This is a genomic window from Orientia tsutsugamushi, assembly GCF_900327275.1.
GTDB lineage: Bacteria > Pseudomonadota > Alphaproteobacteria > Rickettsiales > Rickettsiaceae > Orientia > Orientia tsutsugamushi.
In genome coordinates, this window is record NZ_LS398548.1 from 692,136 (window position 1) to 709,054 (window position 16,919).

Sequence of the window (16,919 nt, forward strand, 5' to 3'; positions counted from 1 at the left end):
ACTACTGTGATTTTCAAAAATTTACAAAATCTATCTAATATATCAAGCCTTATTTCTCAGATAAGCTGTTTATTATCTGTCTTTCTTCTTTGCGACCTAATGATGCTAAGATTTCAGGTATTATCTTGTCTAGTTCAGTATTAGCATTATCACTTGTTAATATATTGTTTACAACTTTATTTGTAGCTGCTTTTACCTTATCTATACTAATTTTAGTATAAATTTTAGCTGTTGTTGAAATACGACTATGCCCTAATATTTCAGCTATTGTCTGTAGTTTTTCTCCATTATTTATCGACCAAGTTGCAAACGTTCTTCTAAGATCATGTATTGTTACATTCGGTATTCTAGCTTTTGTGCGAATTTTATCCCATGCACATTGTATTGCCTCGCTTGACCAGTGTTTGCTATTATCTCTTGGGCTTGGCAATACCCATTCACTATTTGTTTCTTGCTTTAGGTATTTCAATATTGTTATTAATGCATCAGCTAATCCTACATATAGTGTCTTTCCACTTTTACTCTTAGTTTTTGGTATATGCCATATTTTTTCGCTAAGGCTTATCTCGTCCCATCTCATTCCTAATACATTACTTTTACGTGCTGCAGTGAATAAACTTATAAATGTAAAAATTTTTCCTGATCGTTCTGCTCGCTTTTGCGATTCTGTTAATTGACTATTTTCCTTTTCTTTTAGCACGGCCATAAGTCTTCTCATTTCTTCATTTGTTACATATCTAGATCTTGATTCTTGCCTGTGCCTTTTTATTCCATGAACAGGATTTTTATCTATTAATCCCCATTCTATAGCTTTATTAAATATAGGGTTTAATTTCGTAAGAATATCGTTTGCTGTTACATAGTATTTCTTTTCTGTTTTTTCGTCAAAAAGCTTCTGAATATCTTCTACGGTAACTTTAGATATATCTTTATCGTAGAAAGGTACTGTATAACTCTTTACCGTTAAATAGGTTTTCTTCCAACTTTTTGGATGATAAATCCTACTATATTCAGCATATTTTCAATGCACCTGTCCGAATGTTAGTTCGGTTTGTAATCCAAGTCTCTTATTTCTTTTTTCTCTCCTTTCTTTATTTATCTCCCGTCTTTCATCCATTGGATTTATTCCGTTAGCAATATCCTTTTTCAACTTCATTATCTTCTTCCTAGCCTCTTTTACAGTCAGATCTGGTGAAGTTCCTATTTTTATCTTATAATATCTGCCACCAATGTTTATTGCTAAATAAAATCTTCTAAATCCAGTATATGATATTATCAAAAGTAGGTTCCTTTCTTTTGTATCTCTAAACTGGATTATTTTTTCTTCTTTGGTTGGTGCTTTTATTTTATTTAATGCTGATTGTGTAAAGTTAAGTAATATTACTGACATATTTATCACCCTTCATTAATTTAAAATTGAAGTAATTAAATAATAACTTATTAATTTTTAAAATTAGCTTAAACTTATAACTCGTAGTATGATTTTTATTTAATAGCAAATACTTTTGTAAAAATAAAAAATATTTTTAAGCAACGTTATCAATTGAAGGTTACTTTAAGCTTATCAACTACAAATTCAAGTTGCTTGATTAAAAATCAGCATTCCAATTAGCTAAATATCATACATATATTTTGTTATATTTGTGCAATTACCATCAAGATATTATTATCATATTGACAAGTAATATTAATACATCTACAGTTAAATCCATATATCAATTTAAATGAGAATAAACTACATAGCAGATTTTATAATGCGTATAAAGCTCATAATAACTCTTAATCTAACTTATTTCTTCTTGTTAGTTAAATCATCTTAAACTATACATCTATTTGTTTTATTGTTGTGCTATTAATTCCCTCTGTAGATAATTTTTCGGTTAATTTATTGATTTTATTTTGACCTTCGTCTTCAATAGGCATAGAATCCTCCTGCTGTATTAGTTTATATAGCAGCTAGAGATTTAAAAAGTAAATTTTAGGTTTATCGTCTTTAATCTCTAGCAGAATATTATCTAAATCTTGAATCTCAGATAATATCAGGTACACAGTATCATTTAGATTTTTATCAGTACATGACTTTTTGTCATAATTATGAAAAATTTTTCATCTTTTTTAAAGTAGATGCGAAATTGTCGCATTGTTATTTACATCTAAAAAAACAAAATATCCTTCAAAATTAGATATACAATTGATTCTGAGTTATAAAAAAAGACTTTGATAATTTAGTATATTAACTGAAAAAGTTCTGAACTTATCTTATTGCTCTTAATTTAAACATCAGGTTCGAGCACGTCTTTAAAACGACCCATAATATCACAAATATAAAAATCAAGTGCTGTATTAACTAAGTCAAAATCTTTTTTTTCTATCGAATTAAGATCTTCTTTTATTTCAAGCTGCCCTTGAGCCAATAGTAGTTGTTTGATAATTACGTTTCTTTGTTTCGAATTAATACAATGATAATACTTAAGTGTGCGGTATAGTAGTTTTTGTTCAAGATAAATTATATTCTTAAAATGTTCTGGTGTAATAAATTCCTGAAAGGGTTTGATCCCTTTATTTATTAGCATATTGCTAGAACATTTTTTGATTGGTATTTCAAGTGCTATGGAATGCATTCGTATAATTTTATACATACAAAAATCAAGAAAGTTTTGACCTTTCTTATTCCAAATAAAATCATTTTCATTTGTTAATTTTAAAATATATTTTTGTTCCTTTCTGGTTAAGTTATAATTTAGATCAGTTAAATAACCTGTTAAACATTTTTTTTGCTGATCTATTGTTAAATTAGATTTTATCTTTATAAGATGAGTTATTAGAAGTTGTATTAAATTTTTTTGTTCTGTATGACTGTGCAAGTCATTAAAAAAAGCAAACCATTTTTCCTGTGAAACTGAAAAAATTTGTGTTGCTTTATTTTGTTTGCGTAGGTTAAACATTCGATAGAACAAGTGTTTTGCTGCGCTTAAGACTTGTATATGCATACTTTACTCTTTAAAACCCCGCATAATATTTAACAATTATATATTTATTATTAATCTTGAGTTATAAATTGAGATAGCCTAAAATAATTAGGCCATTAGCAAAATGTAAAACGTAGCTATGGAGATATCGTATTTTTAGATTTTTTTTGTTTATTGTTATTCTTATAACTAATAATCATAGCATTACTTTTGCTATTTGAAGTAGTAATTAAAGTGTAGCTAGAGATTCATTTGTACCTTTACTAACAGATTCTGAAGTTTTAATGAAATAACCTCTAGCTAAATATTATCTAAATCTTGAATCTCAGATAATATCAGGTATACACTATCATTTAGATTTTTATCAGTACATGACTTTTTGTCATAATTATGAAATTTTTAAAATAGATGCGAAATTATCACATTGTATCTCTAGCTACAAAAATATCATTCAAAAAAGATTTATAAAAAAAGTTCTGTAGCAGTTATTATTACTGGCTTTAAGGCTTATTTTCTGCTATAATTCATAGTAGAGATTTAATTAATCAAAAATTCTTGTGTCAATAGCAATTTCTAATGAACCAAAGCCTTTTCTCCATTGAGTTGGAGGCAAAAGGAGAATTGTTAATAGATTAATAGAGCATCTTCCTTCAGGGCCATACTATAATTACTATGAACCATTCCTTGGAGGTGGGGCTTTATTTTTTCAAGTTAGGCATCTGTTTAAACAATGTTTTTTTCTGATATTAATCTCGACTTAATTACTAGTTATCACGCTGTAAAAAAGACTTCTTCATTACTCATATTGGATTATATACTCAATCAATGAACAACGCAATCCTGTTAATGAGCTAATCATTACTAACTATTCGAACTAACTACTTGACCTGAGCTTAGCAATTAAAGATGAACCCGCAATCCAAATCGTATATGAATAGGAAGTGGTCTATAGTTAGCCATTGTGCTACATTCAATGTCCAAATATGTATCTCTTGATAAGTTTATTGTTGTACCAACTCCTAAGTCTATACCAGTACCGCTATCACTATTGAAAGCTGATACTAGGCCACCTGTAACAAAAATTGATGCTTTGTTACCTTCAATTATATTGTAATAATAATTTCCTTGAATAAAGTTATCTCTACAGTTGTGATGACACATAAATCCTAATCTTACATCCATTCTGTGCCGATCTAATCTATAACCAATTCCAGCTTCTAATGTATCGTAGCTAGTAGCAATACCAGTTGAAAATTTTATATAGAATTGTTGTGAAGTATCAATACCACCTTTAGAGGCATTGAAGTTTACATTATTATTTGCTGTACATATCGATGGTGAAGATAATACAACGAATGCTAATATAACAGCATAACCCGGTTGTAAAAGTAATTTCAAAACATTCATATTAACTTCTCTTTTTAATATTAACATATTAGCTATCTGTTGAAACCTAATACCATGGGACCCATTGTTCCGTTAGAAAGTTGAATATATCTGCATTACCGCTTTTAGCAGCATAATCTATAGTAGTCATGCCGTTATCATCTTTTGCATCAATATCTGCTCCATAATCAATCAAAAGCTGTATAATATCTATGATTTTATTACGAACAGCAATATGTAGTAGTGTTTCTCCTTCATCATATTTTTTATTAATACCAGTAGAATTATGTTTTAGCATAATTGCTAAAGGTTCTACACATTTGCATTTAGCAGCATCGGATAAAGGTGTATTACCTTGATTATTCTCGATATTTACATCAGCATTATATTTTAGCAGTAATGCTATGTGATCATTGCAATAGGTAGGATATTTTTCGAAAAATTCATAATATACTTGAATTGTGTCAACAACAAGATGTAAAGCAGTGTGCCCATCATTATCTTGTGCGTTTACGTTAGCTCCATTGCTTAGTAAAATCTCGGCAATAGGTAGATTCTTATATTTCAAAGCCACAGATAAAGCAGTAGTACCGTTTTTATATTTTGAATTGACAAGTGTACTATCCTTATTAATAAGCTGCTTCACTTTTTTAATATCACCATCTTGAATAGCGCTATGTAAGGTATACTTAGTCTTAGATTTTAATATCATATATTTAATCCTTTCATTCTCAATTATTTACTCATTAGCTAGCATGAAGTTTACAATATTCGCTTAAGCGTTCTCCGATCTCTGGTAGTTTAAGGTATTCAGCAAGAGCTATAAATTCTTGCTGAGTTTCAAATATTATTTCTTGCCTTTTGTGAGGAGGTTTGATGAATATAGTTGTAATATTATGGAATCTATCAAAAAGCTTGATCAGTAATAGTTCTGTTTTATTTTGGCTGCGTAATATTTGTATCATTTCCATAGCACTGATTTTCTTATTATTCCTAACCCTTGTGAGATCTGAAACTTGTTCTGCAATATTACTACCAAATTCGTAACTTATTCTTTCTTTAGTTAATCTTGTGTCTTCAAGTGTATCATGTAGTATTGCAGTAATAATTGTATCTGTTTCAAAGCTGTGGTCTGATACCATGTGAGCTACTTTCAATGGATGTGTGTAGTAGAGTTCTGTATCTCTCTTTTGCTGGCAATGATATTTTTTAGCGTAAAGTATTGCTTTTTCAACTCTATCAAGATCAATTTTGGTGTTAAATCTTATGTTGGTTTCAAACAGCTTATTTATTAAGCTCTCACTATAAAAATCTATCATTGTCCACCTCTAAATGGTTATTAATAAATTATACCATAATTTAAACTTTTTGTATACTCCAATCCCAGATAAAAACTGGAAAAGAAGCAAATTAAATTATAAATTTTTTGAATTCAGTTATCACGATGCCAAAAACCAATCTTGAGTTGCATATCTCTGGTGTTAATGAGTAAAATTTTGCTGTAATTTTTTTTTGGACAAGCATTTTTTCATTCATATTACCCTTAAGTTTACTTACACTGAACTAATTCAAACGAAAACCCTTGAGCTTCAAAAGCACGCTCTAGAATGAGCTTAAAATTTGATTTGATATAGCTATTCGCAAAGCTTGTTAAAGCCTTAATGAATATTTTTTTATTAACATTATCTTCATTTACAACTTCTAATTTACTAAACCATATTTTATCAATAACTTGCTCATATTCATAATGTTGAAGTATGTATTTTCGTACTTTGAACAATATAGAGTTAGAACCTAGCTCTTTACTAAGTTCTGAAAGGTAATCTTCATCACTTATTTGTTGCTGTAAAACTGTTGTTTTTTGATACTCCGTTGCGCTATTGGTAACTTGTTTTGATTCATCAAATGGTATAACTTGTAACTGCTCAATATCGTTGCTATACACAGCTCGTACCTCCTGTAGTATCTTGAATTTAATATGATCTGATAGTGTAATATTCTTAAGCAACCTGATGTAATATTTGTTTTTAACCGCTGCCCTAAAATCACAAGATGTTAAAATTTGATAAGCCATATCTGCTTCAAAGACTCCAGCTATTTTACGCTTCAACTGAGCCTTCATACTACATACTACGATCTGTACCAGATTCAATATTTGCTAGATACTGTTCTTTAAATCTTCCTACATCATTAAATCCAAAATTTCTACTATTAGCCTGATCAGTAGTTAGTAATTCATTTGCTAAGGCTTTTGCCATATAGTTTAGCACTGCTATCTTATTTACAAAATGACGGTTTGGATATTTATTTGATAACTTCAACAGTAATTGATTTATGAAGTATATGTTGAAGCTTCTACTAGACATACGTTGTAGTATAATTGCATCTTCTGGTGTTAGTGGATAATAATCTGCTAGTCTTTTTCTTTTGGGATAGCATTCATTCTTTTCAACCTCTGAATTCTTAGTAATAGCTGGAGTTGCTAACTCACTATTTTGCTCATAATCCTTGTTTGATGGCTTGTCATTACTAACATCACTAAGCTCATAGAAATTCAAATTCTGTTGTTGCTGTTGATTTTCTTTTTCATTTTCTACTAACTCAATTTCTATAAAATCATCAGATTCCGTATATTTAAACTTCAAATTTTGCTGTTGATCTTCATTTTTATTTTGATCATTCTCTATTAACTTATCTTCAGTAGATCTAGATCTATTATTATTTTTTTATTATTATTATATCTATATATGTAGCTGCAATTTTTTGCAGGTTCACCTGCAAATTCTTGCAAATTGATGTGAAAATTTTTTTGTTGCAGAAGGACAATTTTTTCTTCTTTTTTTTCTTTTTCAGTGAAACGCTGAAAATTTTTTAGAAGTTTTACACAAAGAACATTACGTACCTTGAGATTGCCTTTAATTATTGTTCTATTTTCAACTTTAATAAAACCTGCATTTCTTAATTCAACCAAACATTGTCTAACTCTGCGGTAACGAAGGTTTAACTCTTTTTCAAAAAAGTAATAACTTTCCTGTAATTCATCTATATCTTTGTTGTAATAGATATGTAGTCTATATACTATAAATGATAAAAGCTGTTTAGATGTTTTGCTTAAAGCTTTAGCATTATCTCCAATCAGATCTTTCCATTCTGCTGGAACAAAATTTCCAATAAAACGATAAAAGACAGTTGCATTATTGCTACTGTTATTATTAGCAATTTTGCAATTATTGCTTGCAAAATTACACAAATTTTGCGCCATTTCTAACCTCCAAAAATGTCAGATATAGCAGGTGGTTCAGGCAATTTTCGCTATCGAAAACCACATTTTTTTTAGCACAAATGTAGCAATTTTGTAGCTATACTCGAAATTTAACGCTCTGAAAGGCTTATAATAACTTAAGTAGTTTTAAACTATACATCTATATGATTTAATAGAAATAGCATACAACACATTAAAGGTAAAATTTTGTATGTTGTATATTTCTTATTATTTTACGCTATTTTTTAAATTTAATACTTCTTGTATTGATAAATCCGTATATTCAGCAATTGTCTCAACTGATAATTCAGATTTCAATAATTTTATTGCCAAATCTTTTTTTGCTTCAGCTTTACCTTCAGCTTTACCTTCAGCTTTACCTTTAATCTCACCTAGCTTTATGCCTTCAGCTTTACCTTCAGCTTTAGCGCGTTCGAGTTTATAATCTTCGACTGCTTTATTATCCCATATACGCTTTAACTCTTGTTCATAGGTTATTAGTTCGTCTTCACTCCAATTAAACTGATCTAATGCCTCATACGCTCTTTTTATTATTAAATCTTCACCTATTATTTTATGATATCCATCTAATGTTGTTTCTTTTGCATGTTTAAAAAAATAGCACCACTTCTCTGTTATATTATTTAACTCTTCCACTCTATCTTTTTTAAATTTTGGTAATTCTATAAAGGTAAATGAAAAGTCCTTTAGATCATGCTCATATGTCTTTTTATCCAATATTACATGCCTCGATATATAGTCTTCTTTGTTTGGAAACAATTTATAATCCGCTATAGCTATAAATATAACTTCCTTTAGGTCAGAGTATTTCCCTTCCTTTCCTCTATTTGGTTGCCTACCATATGCCTTTGCTGCATAATACTGTGCTCTTTTTTCAAATCCCTGTGTAGGATCTACTTGCATTTCTATTATATATTGTGCACCGTTTTTATCTTTACACAAAACATCTACTATTGATTCTTTTTTAGACGCTATGTCTGCATCTAATATCGTTCCTAAAAACTCTACTTCTGTTATTTCTCTATTCCCTTCAAACAACAATATATCGTTCAGAAAATGTATTAGTATGTCCTTGTTTTTTTCTGATCCAAATATCTTTTTAAATGCTACATCATTCTTTGGATCTAGAAATCTTGATAAATGCATATATTTTTCATATTTTCTATTCTTTTTAAATTATACAACAAAATAACTTACATGAACATTATTAATTATAAGATGTTATATAGGTAACATTGGTCTTCTAAGGCAGATGGTATCAGGTTTACCATAAATTTTTTTTTCTACCTATTTTCTACCTATTTTCTACCTATTTTCTACCTATTTTCTACCTATTGCTTTAATTTTTTTGTAATATTGACAAATATTGAAAATATATTTATAGCTAAAGTTGAAGATTAATTATAAATATTAACAAAAGTTAACAGAAGTTAATAGCAGGTTCTATAAAGCGCAGAAGTTAACAAAAATTAACCTTTTTCTTTATATTTGATATGTCTTTGCAGCTTTACCTTGTATGATAAAAATAAGTGAAATTGCAATAAAATAAAAGATTATAGCAATAGCACAAAAGAAAGCTAGTATACAGTAGCGTTCCTAAGGCTAATAGCCTGTTCTATAGATAAGTAACTAGCTTTTTTAATTAAAAACCGGACGGTATTCTTAGGCAAAAAGCCTGTATTTACAAGGTTGGTTTTGAGATATTTAACATAAAATTTGGTGATTATGAATAGTATAATTGTAGGAATTGACGTTTCTAAAGAGACATTTGATGCAGCTGTGTTAATTAATAATAAAGTTCAAACAAGAAAATTTAATAATAATTCTGAAGGGTTTAACAAATTAGTAACATGGTTAAAAAGCAGAGGAACTGGACATGTTTGTATGGAAGCAACAGGTATCTACTGGAAAAATTTAGCTAAATATCTGTACGATTATGGTTATAAAGTAAGCGTAGTAAATCCTGCCCGTATTAAAGGTTTTGCAATGAGTAAACTTAGTCGTACAAAAACAGATAAAGCAGACAGTGTATTAATAGCAGATTTTTGCAAAGCAATGAAACCGGAAGCATGGTATCCACAGCCTCTTTATATTCAAGAACTACAGCAGCTAGTTAATCGCCTGAATGTTTTAATTAAGCATAAAACACAAGAAACAAATAGATTAGAAGGAGCTTCTAAAGCAATTGCTAATAATATTCAAATGCATATTGAATTTCTTGAAACGCAAATTAAAGAAATTGAACAACTAATCAATGACCATATTAAAAATAACACAGATCTTCATAATAAGGCTTGAGTCAATACCAGGCATAGGAGCAAAAACACAGGCTGTAGTTCTTGCTTTTTTAGCAGATATTGAGAAATTTAGTTCTGCTAAACAAGTTGTAGCTTTTGTAGGTCTTAATCCTAAGCATCGTCAATCTGGCAGTTCCGTGCGGGGTGCTAGTAGAATCTCTAGAACTGGTAATTCAGATCTACGTAAGTCTTTTTATATGCCTGCTATGTCTGCCTTAAGACATAATTGTATTATCAAGCAATTTTCTCAACGTTTGTCTGATACTGGCAAACCCAAAATGCTTATCCTTATTGCCGCTATGCGTAAGTTATTACATATCATTTATGGTGTTTTAAAGCATAATTCTCCTTTTAATCCTAATGTTTTAATCAATCAGAAATAATAATCTTATAAAAACTTACATCTTTTTTATAAAATTATTATTTCTTTTCTTGATTCTTATCACGGTATCTATAGACAATGTTATTAGATTTTAATTTCTGCAATTCACTACATTAACCACCTATTAAACTTTAGTTTATTAGGTAGCATAACGCTCACAGTATTTATTTAGCTTTATAGCAATCTCTGGTAATTTAAGGTATTCAGCAAGAGGTATAAATTCTTGCTGCGTTTCTAGTATGATTTCTTGTCTTCTTTTGGCTGGCTTTATGAATATAGTTTTAATATTATCCAATCTGTCCAATAGTTTGATTAGTAATAGCTCTACTTTATCTTGATTCACTAATGTTTGAATCATTTTCATGGAACTGGTTTTCTTACCACCTATGTTTCTTGTAAGAGCTACAACTTGCTCGGCAACGTTATCATTAAATTCCATTGCTATCTTTTCTTTAGTTAGTTTTGTATCTTCAATTACATCGTGTAATATTGCTGTAATAATCGTATCTGTTTCAGAACTATACTCTACTACCATATATGCAACTTTTAATGGATGCATATAATAAGGTTCTCCTGTATCTCGCTTTTGATTGCCATGATATTTTCTGCATAAAAATATAGCTTTTTTTACTTTATCAAGATCAATGCGTTTATCAAAACTATGATTAATCAAGTCCAGCTTATCAAGTAGTTTATTGATATGTTCACAATTTAAAAATGCTAACATTATTTCCTCCATCTCCATTAATAATTCTAATTTTCAGTTTCTCAACGAACTTCTATAGGTATACTACACGTGAAAGCTGTATACTGATCTTGCTTACTTTCTAGTTTAATTTTTCCAGTCATTTCATGTATAAACGGTTTAACGAGTAGTAATTCAGATTCTAGTACTGCATAGCTTTTGATATGTAAGTTTCTGAGCTCATTATTTATCTTTTTCACTTTCTCAGCTGAAATTCCAATTCCGTTCTTACGAACAATTAATTGTAATATTCTATAATTTGTCTTTTTATTTGTAGAAGGCAGCAAATCAACTTCAACGCTAATTTCTCTGCATTGACTATTAGTAGCATTGCCAATTAATAGTATTAGTACTGCCTGTATTTGAAAACTATTTACAATGATTAAATCTTTAATATCATTTTTGAAGTTACAGCTAAGATTTATTCCTTTATTTTCTGTGAATGGCTTCAGTGCTCTAATAGTATTATTTACTTTTGCTTGAATACCAAAATCTCCAGATTTTATAGTATGACTCATAAAATGCTTCCATATGTTTTAATTAAAAAGTTGTACTGGCATATCGCAAGTAATAGCTGTGCACTTATTTGCCTCGCTCTTTATCTCTAATTTTCCACTTAGTTTGTTAACAATGTAATTTGTAAATCCTAGACTCGAGTCTAATATTTCTGGATCTCTAATTGAATGCAAATCAGTAAATTTTGCATTTATTTCTTGTAGTTTTTCTTGTGAAATACCTTTTCCGTTATCACGTACTATGAATCTTAATATTCTGTCTTTTTCATTTACCTTTCGATACGGCGAAGTAAATAACCTAACTATAACATCAACCTGACAGCTTTTATTAACTCTAATAGCTCCACTTATTAATTGACTAAGTATAGTTTGCAATAGACAACTATCTCCAATAACAATATCATTTATATTGTCCTGAACATTGTAACTGAGCGATATTTCTCTATCTTCAGCAATTTCTTTCAGCGAACTAATTGTATCCTTCAATAGTTTTTGTATGCTAAATTTTTTTAAATGTACGTTTTGAAGCTCAATTTGGCCTCTAAGTGAGTAAACTATTCTGTTACAGTAGTCTTGTAGGTTAGCAACACAATTAACTATTCTTGCTAAGCTAGTAGTTTTATATTCCTCTTCTTTGAAATCATTTTGCCCACATAGTAGATCATCTGCTAGATGTCTGATTTTAGCAGTAGCAAGATCAAACATCTATTTAATTTTTTGAATCAAATCTATACAATATTTCTTCATTGACTCAGCTTCCTCTAGATAATCTTCCGCTTGTTGTAGCTTTATTTTCATTTTAATATAGTTATCTGCATTCATATTTTCGGTACAAAGATAAATATTTCTTTCCTTAGCTGTAGATACTAACTTAATTGAAATAGGTGGCAGATGAATTGTCCAAACATCTTGAGAAATGTCTTTTGTTGTATTGATATTCTTTTTTTTATTTTTCATAATATTCTCCATTTGACTAATGTTGTGAATTTAAATTACTAATTTGTATCGGAATGCTGACTAAAAACTTTGTATAATGCCCTTCTTTACTGTCTATCTTAATGCTTCCTTTCATTTCATATGTAAGATGTTTGATAAATTCTAACCCTGAATCTAATGCTTGATGCTTAATTAAGTGTGGATTTTTTAATTCAGAGTTCATCTCTTGTAATTTGTTTTTTGAAATGCCAGCTCCTACGCTATGCACTACAAATTTCAATATTCTATCTTTTGAATTCGATTGTTCATTTTTAGGAGGCAAAAAATCAATGCTAACTCTAACTTTGCTATTTGTACTATGCATAATAGCACTACCAACTAACTGAGTGAGTACAGCTCTTATTCGAAACCTATCTCCAGTAATAATATCGTATATGTCATTTCCTATTTTTTCCCTTAGCTCTATATTTTCATCTTCAGCAATTAATCTGATTGCTGCAATAGTACCATTTAGCATTTTTCGTAGGCTAAATTTTGCTAGTTCTACATTCGTTGATTTTATGGTTTTTCTAAATACACAAATTTTATCATTTAGATCATTATTGTTATTTTCCACATTATTCTCCTATGGTGAAGTTTATTAACTTTGTTTTTTTAGAAATTTAAAATAGCAAGCTTAGCTAACAATTAGCTAAGCTGACTGGTATATCACATATGGCTTCCATATCTTAATGTTGATTTTTTATTTTCTGTTATTCCGGACTGAAGTGTTCTAACTTCTTCTGGCTAACTTTTGAGCTGTTTGAATACATCTATTATGTTTAAGTTTAGTGCTTTAAGTTGATGTGTAAGTTTTAAAAGCTCTTTATCACCAGCTGCTAGATGTCTTAGTAACAGTTTTGACTGTATATTTTTATTAAATATACTTTTATTTTTCTGTTGACCTTCGTTTCCAAGAGACATAGAATTCCCCTACTGTTTTTGTTTGAAAAATGGTTTCTGAAGATTAATAGTAAAAGCTCAACTCTTTATTGCATTTAATCTTCAGCCTATTATCATCAAAGTTTTGAAACCTAGATAATATAAGGTATAGAGCAGTATTGTAATTTTTATTAGTCTATTAAAATCTTTTAATTTTTAGGTTAAATTTTTGCATAATAATCTAATGTTGATGCGAAATTATCACATTCCTTGCTTATGGTTATAATAAATCTTATTCAAAAAGGATACATAAAAAGCCTTGTAAGCGTTATTATTACTAGCACTACAAGCTGTTTTCTGGTATAATCTCAATAGAGATTCAACTAACAGAGATTAATTAAACTTCAGGTGTCAGTAGCTGTTGCTAATAAGTCTAAGCCTTTTCTTCATTGGATTGGTAGTAAACGAAGAATTGTTAATAAATTAATAGAACATCTTCCTCAAGGTCCACACTATAATTACTATGAACCATTCCTTGGTGGAGGTGCTTTATTTTTTCAAGTTAGGCATCTTTTTAAACAATGTTTTTTGTCTGACATCAATCTTGATTTAATTACTAGCTATAATGCTGTTAAAAATAATCCTAATGAGGTCAATAGATTACTGAGTTTATATCACAAACATCATTCAAAGGATTATTATTATAAAGTTAAAAACAAATATAGTAATAATCCGAATGAAATTACCGCAAAATTTATATATCTTAATAAATATTCTTTTAGAGGAATTTATAGAGTCTACAAAAACGGACAATCTGCTCAAACATTTTCTGGTGAATGCTACATTAAACTCCACATTGCATCTAGAATAAACCAATGCAGCAACCTTTTACATGGTGTATCAATTTATGCTACAGATTTTTCATTTATAGAGCCTCAACAAAATGACTTTGTTTATTTCGATCCTCCTTACCATAAATCTGGAGAACAGTTCTATAATAGTCTTCCAAGTGTTATATGCTTTCAAATAATAGCACTACCTTCATTAGAGACATATACAAAGACTTCTTCATCACTCATATTGAGTCACATACTCTATCAATGAACAACGAAATCTCGTTAATTAGCTAATCATTACTAACTATTAAACCTGTAATGATAATACTACAAAGGTAGGCTTAAGTGCTTTCATTATTCTTTAAAAATTTTAATATTCTAAATTGTTGACCTTTTTATCAAAAGATGTCAATTTAGACCTTTTACATTATATATTTCATCTTTTTTTTTATTCTAAACTGAAATTAAAAGTGATTTTTAATTTTTTGCTTAAGTTCTGATTTTGAAGAAGGACTTAACTACAGATTGATTCTAAAAGAATGGCATGATATATATTATTCGATTAATGTATATTATACTCTTTAGTCAAAAGATATATTTAGTATTACACAGTCAACCTATATAAGGAGCTTAGAATATGCATCGTAGGAGCAATAGAGAATTTAATATCCAAGCAATGGGCAGCATCCAATTATGCCAGACCCTTAGAGATAGAGATGTATTGTCAGGAACTATTATAACAGAGATTTATAATAGAGCTTTGTTTTTACTGCAAACTGAAGATACAAGATACAATAGATTGCAGTTTGATGCTAGAGGTTTAGCAACAATTTTATATCAATTTGCAAAATTAAACTATGTTATAGGTCATGAGTTTATTGATGCCTGGGCAAATAAAGCTATAAATCTAATGGATGAATTTAACTCTCAAAATTTAGCTAATTCACTATTGGCATTAGGCTGGTTAGGAATTCAGCCACAAGATACATTCATTCAGGCTTGGATACATCACGCTACTAAAAGTATTGAGAAATTTAATACTCAAGATTTAGCTAATTCCATATGGGCATTAGGACGGTTAGGAATTCAGCCACAAGATACATTCATTCAGGCTTGGATACATTACGCTACTAATTGTTTCTCAATTAGAGATGTTAGAGGAGATATTCTATGATGCACAAGAGAGTACACCAGAGCAATCAACAAGCGAAATTGCACATCATTCTGAATTACAACCAGATGATGTATTTTACGATGCATACGAATATATTCCATCAGATCCACTAACACATGAATCTTCATCTTATGACATCAAGCATTAGATAACATATGTTCTTCTGATTTTGAGGCACATAGTTTGTAGTCCTTAGAATCTGGATTCGGTTCTGATCTAGACAAGTAATATTCGTCACGATATATAAGCATTACAATATCGGCATCTTGTTCAATTGAGCCTGATTCTCTTAGATCTGAAAGAATAGGCTTTTTATCTGACCTTTGTTCTACAGCTCTAGACAATTGAGATAACGCAATGATTGAAATATTGAGCTCTTTAGCAAGAGCTTTTAAGCTCTGAGTAATTTCAGAAATCTCCTGTACTCGATTATACTGACTTCCTCTGGAATCAATTTTTATTAGCTGTAAATAATCAATAAATAATATTGCTAAATTATGAGTACGTTTAAGTCTACGAGCTCGAGATCTAATTGCAGATATCGAGATTGCTGGAGCATCATCTATAAAAAAATTCCACTTTTGTATTTCGTCTTGTACAGTCTTTAACTTATCAACATCTTGTTCACCTATTTTACCGTTAAATAATGCAGAGCTATTAATTTCTGATTCTATAGAAAGAATTCGAGTAGAGATTTGCTGAGATGATATTTCTAAAGAAAAGAATCCAACTGATGGCACTACATTATCTTTAGTATTTTTTTTAGTAAGAAAATATTTACAAGCATTTATTGCTAAGTTAACTCCTAAAGCAGTTTTACCCATTGATGGTCTGCCAGCTAATATTATTAGGTCAGAATTTTTAAATCCTCCAAGCTTTGAATCAAGGTCAAGTAGTCCACTACTAATACCGTTAATAGAGTTTTTATTTTTAATAGCAGATGAAATTGATGTCCATGATTCTTCAATTGAAGTTTGTAATTTTGTAAATCCTTTACTTAAAGTTCCCCTTGAACCTAGATCATATAATTGAGATTCAGCAGTTTCGATCTGAGTTATAGCTAAATCTGCTAAAGTAGAAGAATACGCATTTGTTACTATTTTTTCTCCAATTTCAATTAAATAACACCTCAGCGCAAGATCATATACTATTTTGCCGTACTCATTAACATTAACTATACTTAATGCTAACGTTGTAAGTTTAGCTAGATAATCTACTCCACCTATTTCATCAAATGTGAGTTCATTGCCTAGCATATTTTTGAGCGAAATTACAGTAGCGCTAATTCCTTTACTAATAATGAGATTAATTGACTTGTATATTTTGCCATGTAATGGTTCATAAAAATGTTCTGGCAGTAAAAATTCGTTAATGTTATATAGCGCACGATTGTTAATCAGAATTGCTCCAAGTATCATTTGCTCTGCTTGAATATTATTTGGAGCAATCTTTGCAAGATCTTTTTCCATATCACT

Annotated in this window: 20 protein-coding genes and 3 pseudogenes; 5 read left to right on the forward strand and 18 right to left on the reverse strand. The window is 29.5% G+C overall.

Going from position 1 to position 16,919, the window contains the following annotated elements:
* Window positions 1-49: 49 nt before the first annotated feature.
* From DK405_RS03700 to DK405_RS03715, 4 genes and pseudogenes are all read right to left on the reverse strand, one after another.
* Window positions 50-718: a tyrosine-type recombinase/integrase gene (locus DK405_RS03700; protein WP_081420617.1), complete on the reverse strand. Its 669-nt coding sequence runs from the start codon at window positions 716-718 to the stop codon at window positions 50-52.
* 303 nt (window positions 719-1,021) lie between these two features.
* Window positions 1,022-1,390, reverse strand: coding sequence for an Arm DNA-binding domain-containing protein (locus DK405_RS03705; protein WP_064613124.1), 369 nt, complete (start codon window positions 1,388-1,390; stop codon window positions 1,022-1,024).
* A 437-nt stretch (window positions 1,391-1,827) separates the two neighbouring features.
* Window positions 1,828-1,923: pseudogene (locus tag DK405_RS15375) on the reverse strand (sensor histidine kinase); the annotation flags it as partial.
* 350 nt (window positions 1,924-2,273) lie between these two features.
* Complete coding sequence (locus DK405_RS03715) at window positions 2,274-2,990, reverse strand: hypothetical protein (RefSeq protein WP_064612658.1); 717 nt, start codon at window positions 2,988-2,990, stop codon at window positions 2,274-2,276.
* A gap of 536 nt (window positions 2,991-3,526) precedes the next feature.
* On the opposite strand from DK405_RS03715, the pseudogene DK405_RS03720 reads away from it, so the two are divergent.
* Window positions 3,527-3,756, forward strand: a pseudogene (locus DK405_RS03720) (DNA adenine methylase); the annotation flags it as partial.
* 113 nt (window positions 3,757-3,869) lie between these two features.
* Here DK405_RS03720 and DK405_RS03725 read toward each other — a convergent pair.
* The 7 genes from DK405_RS03725 to DK405_RS03750 all read right to left on the reverse strand — a co-directional run bounded on the left by DK405_RS03725 (window position 3,870) and on the right by DK405_RS03750 (window position 8,784).
* The gene (locus DK405_RS03725) at window positions 3,870-4,376 is read right to left on the reverse strand and encodes a hypothetical protein (RefSeq protein ID WP_109510741.1); all 507 of its coding nucleotides are present in this window, start codon (window positions 4,374-4,376) and stop codon (window positions 3,870-3,872) included.
* A 46-nt stretch (window positions 4,377-4,422) separates the two neighbouring features.
* The gene (locus DK405_RS03730) at window positions 4,423-5,067 is read right to left on the reverse strand and encodes an ankyrin repeat domain-containing protein (protein ID WP_109510587.1); all 645 of its coding nucleotides are present in this window, start codon (window positions 5,065-5,067) and stop codon (window positions 4,423-4,425) included.
* 34 nt (window positions 5,068-5,101) lie between these two features.
* Complete coding sequence (locus tag DK405_RS03735) at window positions 5,102-5,674, reverse strand: HD domain-containing protein (RefSeq protein WP_109510588.1); 573 nt, start codon at window positions 5,672-5,674, stop codon at window positions 5,102-5,104.
* 230 nt (window positions 5,675-5,904) lie between these two features.
* Window positions 5,905-6,507: a hypothetical protein gene (locus DK405_RS03740; RefSeq protein ID WP_231967618.1), complete on the reverse strand. Its 603-nt coding sequence runs from the start codon at window positions 6,505-6,507 to the stop codon at window positions 5,905-5,907.
* Window positions 6,479-7,000: a hypothetical protein gene (locus DK405_RS13850; RefSeq protein ID WP_231967619.1), complete on the reverse strand. Its 522-nt coding sequence runs from the start codon at window positions 6,998-7,000 to the stop codon at window positions 6,479-6,481. Before DK405_RS13850 ends, DK405_RS03740 begins: the two co-directional genes overlap by 29 nt.
* Before the next feature lie 41 nt (window positions 7,001-7,041).
* On the reverse strand, window positions 7,042-7,617 hold the full coding sequence (locus DK405_RS03745; protein WP_109510589.1) for a hypothetical protein: 576 nt from the start codon (window positions 7,615-7,617) through the stop codon (window positions 7,042-7,044).
* A 228-nt stretch (window positions 7,618-7,845) separates the two neighbouring features.
* The gene (locus DK405_RS03750; protein ID WP_064612898.1) at window positions 7,846-8,784 is read right to left on the reverse strand and encodes an Rpn family recombination-promoting nuclease/putative transposase; all 939 of its coding nucleotides are present in this window, start codon (window positions 8,782-8,784) and stop codon (window positions 7,846-7,848) included.
* A gap of 573 nt (window positions 8,785-9,357) precedes the next feature.
* On the opposite strand from DK405_RS03750, the pseudogene DK405_RS03755 reads away from it, so the two are divergent.
* A pseudogene (locus tag DK405_RS03755) lies at window positions 9,358-10,318 on the forward strand (IS110-like element ISOt5 family transposase).
* Window positions 10,319-10,456: 138 nt separating this feature from the next.
* On the opposite strand, the gene DK405_RS03760 reads toward DK405_RS03755, so the two are convergent.
* From DK405_RS03760 to DK405_RS03785, 6 genes are all read right to left on the reverse strand, one after another.
* Window positions 10,457-11,044 carry an HD domain-containing protein gene (locus DK405_RS03760; protein ID WP_081420635.1) on the reverse strand — a complete coding sequence of 196 codons (588 nt, stop codon included), beginning with the start codon at window positions 11,042-11,044 and terminating at the stop codon, window positions 10,457-10,459.
* A gap of 41 nt (window positions 11,045-11,085) precedes the next feature.
* On the reverse strand, window positions 11,086-11,580 hold the full coding sequence (locus DK405_RS03765; protein WP_064612896.1) for an ATP-binding protein: 495 nt from the start codon (window positions 11,578-11,580) through the stop codon (window positions 11,086-11,088).
* An 18-nt stretch (window positions 11,581-11,598) separates the two neighbouring features.
* On the reverse strand, window positions 11,599-12,282 hold the full coding sequence (locus tag DK405_RS03770; RefSeq protein ID WP_231967620.1) for a sensor histidine kinase: 684 nt from the start codon (window positions 12,280-12,282) through the stop codon (window positions 11,599-11,601).
* Complete coding sequence (locus DK405_RS13855; protein ID WP_064612919.1) at window positions 12,283-12,534, reverse strand: hypothetical protein; 252 nt, start codon at window positions 12,532-12,534, stop codon at window positions 12,283-12,285.
* A gap of 16 nt (window positions 12,535-12,550) precedes the next feature.
* Window positions 12,551-13,129 carry a sensor histidine kinase gene (locus DK405_RS03780; protein ID WP_231967621.1) on the reverse strand — a complete coding sequence of 193 codons (579 nt, stop codon included), beginning with the start codon at window positions 13,127-13,129 and terminating at the stop codon, window positions 12,551-12,553.
* A gap of 170 nt (window positions 13,130-13,299) precedes the next feature.
* Window positions 13,300-13,476 carry a hypothetical protein gene (locus tag DK405_RS03785; protein WP_231967622.1) on the reverse strand — a complete coding sequence of 59 codons (177 nt, stop codon included), beginning with the start codon at window positions 13,474-13,476 and terminating at the stop codon, window positions 13,300-13,302.
* Window positions 13,477-13,842: 366 nt separating this feature from the next.
* On the opposite strand from DK405_RS03785, the gene DK405_RS03790 reads away from it, so the two are divergent.
* The 3 genes from DK405_RS03790 (at window position 13,843) to DK405_RS03800 (ending at window position 15,592) form a co-directional block, all read left to right on the forward strand.
* Entirely contained in the window at window positions 13,843-14,538 is a 696-nt protein-coding gene (locus DK405_RS03790) for a DNA adenine methylase (protein ID WP_410522026.1), read from the forward strand.
* Window positions 14,539-14,991: 453 nt separating this feature from the next.
* Complete coding sequence (locus DK405_RS03795; protein WP_231967546.1) at window positions 14,992-15,444, forward strand: hypothetical protein; 453 nt, start codon at window positions 14,992-14,994, stop codon at window positions 15,442-15,444.
* Entirely contained in the window at window positions 15,422-15,592 is a 171-nt protein-coding gene (locus DK405_RS03800) for a hypothetical protein (protein ID WP_231967548.1), read from the forward strand. Before DK405_RS03795 ends, DK405_RS03800 begins: the two co-directional genes overlap by 23 nt.
* Here the strand turns inward: DK405_RS03800 and DK405_RS03805 are convergent.
* Window positions 15,582-16,913 (reverse strand): replicative DNA helicase, encoded by a 1,332-nt coding sequence (locus DK405_RS03805; protein WP_064612788.1) that lies wholly within the window; start codon window positions 16,911-16,913, stop codon window positions 15,582-15,584. The genes DK405_RS03800 and DK405_RS03805 overlap by 11 nt on opposite strands.
* Window positions 16,914-16,919: the final 6 nt, after the last annotated feature.

What these genes read in the sequence shown, in the direction of transcription:
- DK405_RS03760 (WP_081420635.1), bottom strand. Translation starts at nt 11,044, where the DNA reads ATGTTAGCATTTTTAAATTGTGAACATATCAATAAACTACTTGATAAG.
- DK405_RS03730 (WP_109510587.1), bottom strand. Translation starts at nt 5,067, where the DNA reads ATGATATTAAAATCTAAGACTAAGTATACCTTACATAGCGCTATTCAA.
- DK405_RS03770 (WP_231967620.1), bottom strand. Translation starts at nt 12,282, where the DNA reads ATGTTTGATCTTGCTACTGCTAAAATCAGACATCTAGCAGATGATCTA.
- DK405_RS03735 (WP_109510588.1), bottom strand. Translation starts at nt 5,674, where the DNA reads ATGATAGATTTTTATAGTGAGAGCTTAATAAATAAGCTGTTTGAAACC.
- DK405_RS03715 (WP_064612658.1), bottom strand. Translation starts at nt 2,990, where the DNA reads ATGCATATACAAGTCTTAAGCGCAGCAAAACACTTGTTCTATCGAATG.
- DK405_RS03805 (WP_064612788.1), bottom strand. Translation starts at nt 16,913, where the DNA reads ATGGAAAAAGATCTTGCAAAGATTGCTCCAAATAATATTCAAGCAGAG.
- DK405_RS03725 (WP_109510741.1), bottom strand. Translation starts at nt 4,376, where the DNA reads ATGAATGTTTTGAAATTACTTTTACAACCGGGTTATGCTGTTATATTA.
- DK405_RS03765 (WP_064612896.1), bottom strand. Translation starts at nt 11,580, where the DNA reads ATGAGTCATACTATAAAATCTGGAGATTTTGGTATTCAAGCAAAAGTA.
- DK405_RS03800 (WP_231967548.1), top strand. Translation starts at nt 15,422, where the DNA reads ATGTTAGAGGAGATATTCTATGATGCACAAGAGAGTACACCAGAGCAA.
- DK405_RS03750 (WP_064612898.1), bottom strand. Translation starts at nt 8,784, where the DNA reads ATGCATTTATCAAGATTTCTAGATCCAAAGAATGATGTAGCATTTAAA.
- DK405_RS03700 (WP_081420617.1), bottom strand. Translation starts at nt 718, where the DNA reads ATGAGAAGACTTATGGCCGTGCTAAAAGAAAAGGAAAATAGTCAATTA.
- DK405_RS03705 (WP_064613124.1), bottom strand. Translation starts at nt 1,390, where the DNA reads ATGTCAGTAATATTACTTAACTTTACACAATCAGCATTAAATAAAATA.
- DK405_RS03745 (WP_109510589.1), bottom strand. Translation starts at nt 7,617, where the DNA reads ATGGCGCAAAATTTGTGTAATTTTGCAAGCAATAATTGCAAAATTGCT.
- DK405_RS03785 (WP_231967622.1), bottom strand. Translation starts at nt 13,476, where the DNA reads ATGTCTCTTGGAAACGAAGGTCAACAGAAAAATAAAAGTATATTTAAT.
- DK405_RS13855 (WP_064612919.1), bottom strand. Translation starts at nt 12,534, where the DNA reads ATGAAAAATAAAAAAAAGAATATCAATACAACAAAAGACATTTCTCAA.